Annotated in this window: 6 protein-coding genes and 1 pseudogene; 4 read left to right on the forward strand and 3 right to left on the reverse strand. The window is 73.8% G+C overall.

Annotation, left to right across the window (positions count from 1 at the left end):
* Positions 1 to 181, forward strand: a 181-nt coding sequence (locus DZG00_RS11840) for an ATP-binding protein (protein WP_511172839.1), incomplete at its 5' end; no start/stop codon positions are given.
* Positions 178 to 924 carry a response regulator gene (locus DZG00_RS11845; protein WP_119382584.1) on the forward strand — a complete coding sequence of 249 codons (747 nt, stop codon included), beginning with the start codon at positions 178 to 180 and terminating at the stop codon, positions 922 to 924. The genes DZG00_RS11840 and DZG00_RS11845, both read left to right, overlap by 4 nt.
* A gap of 27 nt (positions 925 to 951) precedes the next feature.
* Here DZG00_RS11845 and DZG00_RS11850 read toward each other — a convergent pair whose 3' ends face one another.
* Positions 952 to 2373 carry an MFS transporter gene (locus DZG00_RS11850; RefSeq protein ID WP_119382585.1) on the reverse strand — a complete coding sequence of 474 codons (1422 nt, stop codon included), beginning with the start codon at positions 2371 to 2373 and terminating at the stop codon, positions 952 to 954.
* Positions 2374 to 2457: 84 nt separating this feature from the next.
* Entirely contained in the window at positions 2458 to 3240 is a 783-nt protein-coding gene (locus DZG00_RS11855) for an SDR family oxidoreductase (protein WP_119455650.1), read from the reverse strand.
* Between the two features lie 62 nt (positions 3241 to 3302).
* Between DZG00_RS11855 and DZG00_RS11860 the strand changes: the two genes are divergently transcribed.
* Both DZG00_RS11860 and DZG00_RS11865 read left to right on the forward strand, forming a co-directional pair.
* Positions 3303 to 4097 carry an SDR family NAD(P)-dependent oxidoreductase gene (locus DZG00_RS11860; RefSeq protein WP_119455651.1) on the forward strand — a complete coding sequence of 265 codons (795 nt, stop codon included), beginning with the start codon at positions 3303 to 3305 and terminating at the stop codon, positions 4095 to 4097.
* On the forward strand, positions 4094 to 4984 hold the full coding sequence (locus DZG00_RS11865) for an SMP-30/gluconolactonase/LRE family protein (RefSeq protein ID WP_119455652.1): 891 nt from the start codon (positions 4094 to 4096) through the stop codon (positions 4982 to 4984). The genes DZG00_RS11860 and DZG00_RS11865 overlap by 4 nt, the downstream gene beginning before the upstream one ends.
* On the opposite strand, the pseudogene DZG00_RS11870 reads toward DZG00_RS11865, so the two are convergent.
* Positions 4975 to 5267, reverse strand: a pseudogene (locus tag DZG00_RS11870) (hypothetical protein); the annotation flags it as partial. The gene DZG00_RS11865 and the pseudogene DZG00_RS11870 sit on opposite strands and share 10 nt — an antisense overlap.

Here is a 5267-nt window from a genome sequence, read left to right on the forward strand (position 1 = left end):
CGGCCAGCGCGGCATGCGGGAGCGCGTCGCGGCGGTGGGCGGATCCATCGAGATCGGCCCGAAGGCGCGCGGCGGCTACCTCGTGCGCGCGTCGGTGCCGACGGGACGCGCGCCGGTCGTGCCGCCCGTGCCGATGCCCGTCCCGCTCGACGCATCCGTCCCCGAGGAGACCCGCGCATGACCGCCGACCCGATCGACCCCGCCGCCGCCGTGACGGCGACATCCGCCCCCATCCGCGTCCTGATCGTCGACGACCAGGCGCTCGTGCGCGCGGGCTTCCGCGTGATCCTCGAGAGCGAGGACGGCATCGAGGTGGTCGGCGAGGCGGCCGACGGCGAGGAGGGCGTCCGCCTGGCCGCCGCGCTCGCGCCCGACGTGATCTGCATGGACGTGCAGATGCCGCGCGTCGACGGCCTCGAGGCCACGCGCCGCATCGTCGCCGACCCCGCGATCACCGCGGGGGTGCTGATGCTCACCACCTTCGACCGCGAGGACTACCTCTTCACCGCACTCGACGCGGGCGCCAGCGGGTTCGTGCTGAAGAGCGCGTCGCCGGAGTCGCTCGTGGAGGCGGTGCACGTGATCGCGCGCGGCGACGCGCTGCTCTCGCCCGACGTCACGCGCCGCGTCATCGAGCGCTTCGGCCGCGGATCCGACGCGCCCCACGACGACGCGGCACCCGCCGCCGCCCCGACGATCCCGACCGATCCGCGCGTGGGGACCCTCACCGACCGCGAGCTCGAGGTGCTGCGCCTCCTCGCCGAGGGCCTCGCGAACGCGGAGATCGCCGAGCGCCTCTACCTCGGCGAGGCCACCGTGAAGACGCACGTCTCGCGCCTGCTGCTGAAGCTCGGCGTGCGCGACCGCGTGCAGGCCGTCGTGTTCGCGTACGAGCGCGGGATCGTGGTGCCGGGCGCGAGCTGATCCGCCCCCGGCACCGTGCGGACCGGATCAGCGAGCCGCGATGTCCCCGCGCTCCTCGCGACGGCGGCGCAGCGCCGACTCGTCCTTGCCGACGATCGCGAGCAGCACGATCGCGAGCACGACGCAGACGAGGATCAGCACGAAGGTGACGTCCCAGCCGAACGCGTGCACCGACGCGCCGATGCCGGTCGAGGCGAGCGTCGCGCCGAGCACGTAGCCGAACAGGCCCGTGAACCCGGCCGCGGTGCCCGCGACCCTGCGGGGGCTGAGGTCGAGCGCCTGCAGGCCGATGAGCATGACCGGCCCGTAGATCAGGCCGCCGATGAGCACGAGCGCCGCCAGCGAGATCCACAGCGGGCCGTCGGCGGGCGAGAGCCAGTAGATCGCGACGGCCACGCCGACCGCGGCCATGAACAGGATGCCGGTGGGCGAGCGCCGCCCGCGGAAGACCTTGTCGCTGATGTACCCGCAGAGCAGTGTGCCGGGGATCCCCGCGAGCTCGAACAGCGAGAACCCGGCGATGCCCTCGCCGAGGCTGGCCCCGCGCACGTCCGCGAGGTAGATGGGCGCCCACACGAGCACGCCGTACCGGAGCGTGTAGACGAACACGTTGGCGAGCGCGAGGTTCACCATGGTGCGGTTGCCGATGACGTAGCGGCGGATCGTGGCCCAGGTCGACGCGCCCTCGTCGGCGGCGTCGGACTCGACGGGCGCCGGGTCGTGCCGGTGCTCCTCGATGGGCGGCAGGCCCTCGGACTCGGGGGTGTCGCGGAGGAGCACGAAGGCGATCAGCGCGATCACGATGCAGACGATCGCGGGGAACCAGAACGCGCTCTGCCAGGTGCCGAAGGTCGCGATCGCGAGACCGGCCAGACCGCCCGCTCCGGCGCCGCCGACGTTGTGGGCGACGTTCCAGATGGCGGTCTTGCCGCCGCGCTCCGAGGTGGAGAACCAGTGCACGAGCGTGCGGCCGGACGGCGGCCAGCCCATGCCCTGGAAGAAGCCGTTGACGATCATCACCACGGCGAACAGCGCGACGGACGCGCCGACGGCCGGCACGAACGCGACCACGAGGTTCGCGAACGCGGAGAGCAGCAGGCCGATCGGGAGGAACCAGCGCGCGCTGCTGCGGTCGCTGACGATCGCGCTGAGGAACTTGCTGAAGCCGTAGGCGAGGAGCACGCCGTTGGTGAGGATCCCGAGGCCGAGGGCGCTGAAGCCGTTCTCGTCGCGGAGGATCGTCGCCACCAGCGGCACGTTGTTGCGGATGAGGTAGTAGGCCGCGTAGCCGATGAAGATGCCCATGAAAACCTGCAGGCGCAGGCGCGGGTAGCGGCGGGCGACCGCGGCGTCGTCGAGCCGGGGTGCGGGCGGCGGGGCCGCCATGAAGGTGAGGAGTCCGCGGCGGACGGCGGCCCCGTCGGATCGCGTGCGCTGGTCGGTGCTCATGGTGCTGCCTCCTGGTGGTCGCATCGTTGCGACGAGAGACCACTCAACGCCTTCACGAGACGTTCGTCTAGGGAAGCCGACCGATCAGAACCCGCCGCGCTGCGACATCGGGGACAGCACCAGCTCGTCGATCCTCACGTGCGGGGGCGAGGCGAGCACGAACATCGCGGCGCGGGCCACGTCGTCGGGCGTGAGCATCGCGGCGCGCTCGGCGGCGTCGGGCACGGTCGGCCGGAGCGCGAGGAAGTCGCTGTCGATGGTGCCGGGGCAGAGGTGGGTGGCGCGGATCCCGCTCGCGGCCTCCTGCGCGTTGAGGTCGCGAACGAGGGTCGAGAGCGCCGTCTTCGAGGCGCTGTAGGCGACGCCGGCGCCCGGCGAGTGCGTCCACGCGGCGTAGGAGGAGATGAGCACGACCGTGCCGCCGGATGCGCGCAGCAGCGGGAGCGCGGCCGCGACCTGGTGCGCGGGTCCGGTGAGGTTGGTCGCGAGGATGCGGTCGAAGTCGGCGAGGTCCTGCTCGGCCCACGACCGGCGCGGGGCGTTGAGGCCCGCGGCGACCACGACGCCGTCGAGCCGGTCGAGGCCCGCGACCACCGCGGCGAGCGCGGCGTCGTCGGTGACGTCGAGCGGGGCGACGACCGCGGTGGATCCCAGGTCGTCGACGAGCGCGCGCGTCTCCTCGAGCGCCTCCCGGCGGCGACCCGAGAGCACGACGTGCCAGCCGTCGCGGGCCGCGGCGACCGCGGTGGCGCGCCCGACGCCGGATCCCGCGCCGCTCACCCAGAGGGTCCGCGGGCTCGCCGTTCCCTCCCCAGGTACGTCTCCGTCGTGGTCGTCGTGGTCGTCGTGCGTCCGTGCTCCGGACATGGCGGTCTCCCTCGGTCACCCCTACGTTGAGGGAAACGCTATTCGGACTGTGGGGAACACGCATGCTCATCGACCTCCGCGACAGGGTCGTCGTCGTCTCAGGTGCCGCGCAGGGCATCGGCCGCGCGATCGCCGAGCGCTATCTCGAGGAGGGGTGCCGCGTCTTCGGGCTCGACCTCCGCTTCCGCGAGTCGCTGCCGGAGGGGATCACCGCGATCGTCGCCGACGTCACCGACCAGGCGTCCGTGCAGGCGGCCGTCGCGCAGGTGGTCGAGGCGGCCGGCCGGGTCGACGTGCTCGTCAACAACGCCGGCATCAACGTGGAGGGGTCGGTCGAGACGCTGGAGCCGGCGCGCTTCCAGGCCGCGTTCGACGTGAACGTCGGCGGGGTGTTCCTGCTCTCGCAGGCCGTCATCCCGGCCATGAAGGCGGCGGGAGGCGGGCGCATCATCAACGCGGCGTCGTTCGCGGCCGTCATCCCGAGCGTCGGCGCGGCCGCATACGGCGCGTCGAAGGCCGCCGTCGTGCAGTTCACGCGCGTGCTCGCGAGCGAGCTGGGGCCGTGGGGCATCACGGTGAACGCGTACGCGCCCGGCATGATCCCCACGGCCATGAACGGCTTCGCCGAGATGCCGGAGCCCGCGCAGGACCGCCTGCTCGACACCCTCAGCATCCGCCGGTGGGAGCGGCCGGACGACGTGGCCGACCTCCTCGTCTTCCTCGCGAGCGACCGCGCCGGGTACATCACGGGCACGCTCGTCGACGTGAGCGGCGGCAAGCTCGCCACGCAGATGCCGCAGCGCGCGTACGAGGGCGAGGGCGCTCCGGAGCGCGGGCCGCGGGACGGCGCCCGATGAGCGTCACCACGTGGGACGCCGTGCCCCTCGACACCGTCCGCTCCGAGCACGCCGAGGCGCCGCTCTGGGACGCGGCGCGCGGCACGCTCCTCTGGGCCGACCAGTACGCCGGCATCGTGCGCGAGGCGACGCTCGATCCCGTCACGCTCGCGGTCGGGCCCGTCACCGAGACCGCGGTCGGCGGCCCGGTCGGCGCGGTCGTCCGGCACGCGGACGGCGGCCACGTGCTCGCCGCGCGCGACGGCTTCGTCCGCCTCACGGGCGACGGCGCGGTGATCCCGATGGCCGACGTGCTCCCGGCGGACGGCATCCGGCGCCGCATGAACGACGGCGAGGTGGATCCGCGCGGCCGGCTGTGGGCCGGATCCATGGCCTTCGACAAGACCCCCGGCGCCGGCGCGCTCTACCTCCTCGACCGCGGCCGTGCCACGACCGTGCTCGAGGGCGTCACCATCTCCAACGGCACCGCGTTCTCGGCCGACGGCGACGAGATGCTCTACATCGACACCCCCACGCAGCAGGTGCGCCGCTTCCGCGTCACGGACGAGGGCGGCCTCGCCGACCCCGAGGTGGTGGTCGAGATCGACCCCGCCGACGGCCACCCCGACGGCATGTGCGTCGACGACGAGGGCTTCCTCTGGGTCGCGCTCTGGGGCGGCGGCGAGGTGCGCCGCTACTCCCCCGCGGGCGAGCACGTGGGATCCGTTCGCGTCGACGCACCGCAGGTCTCCAGCTGCGCCTTCGTCGGCCCCGACCGCGACGTGCTCGTCATCACGACCTCGCAGGAGGGCTACTCGGCGGAGGACTCCACGCGGCACCCGCGCGCGGGGATGCTCTTCGCGGTGCGGCCGGGCGTCTCCGGTCCGGCGGCGGGCGCCTACGCGTAGGCGGTGATCGAGGCGGAGTCGACGAAGCCCGATCCGCGTCCCGCACGACGCGCGGCGGCCCCGGCGAGCGCGGCCGACGCGACGCCCACGAGGACGCCGATCGTCACCGCGGTCGCGACGACGCCGAGGGACGAGTGCGCGAGGAGGAGACCCGCGACGAAGGCGAGGCACTGCACGAGCCAGAGGGCGAGGATCCAGCGCCGCCACGCACCGCGACCGGGACCGGCACCGCGACCGGGACCGCGACCCGCAGCACCGCCGCCGACGCGCGGCCGCAGGCGTC

Source organism: Clavibacter lycopersici (genome assembly GCF_003576405.1).
In the GTDB taxonomy this organism is placed as follows: Bacteria; Actinomycetota; Actinomycetes; order Actinomycetales; family Microbacteriaceae; genus Clavibacter; species Clavibacter lycopersici.

Excerpts from the sequence above, each read along its gene's own strand:
- DZG00_RS11865 (WP_119455652.1), top strand. The coding sequence starts at position 4,094 with ATGAGCGTCACCACGTGGGACGCCGTGCCCCTCGACACCGTCCGCTCC.
- DZG00_RS11845 (WP_119382584.1), top strand. The coding sequence starts at position 178 with ATGACCGCCGACCCGATCGACCCCGCCGCCGCCGTGACGGCGACATCC.
- DZG00_RS11850 (WP_119382585.1), bottom strand. The coding sequence starts at position 2,373 with ATGAGCACCGACCAGCGCACGCGATCCGACGGGGCCGCCGTCCGCCGC.
- DZG00_RS11855 (WP_119455650.1), bottom strand. The coding sequence starts at position 3,240 with ATGTCCGGAGCACGGACGCACGACGACCACGACGACCACGACGGAGAC.
- DZG00_RS11860 (WP_119455651.1), top strand. The coding sequence starts at position 3,303 with ATGCTCATCGACCTCCGCGACAGGGTCGTCGTCGTCTCAGGTGCCGCG.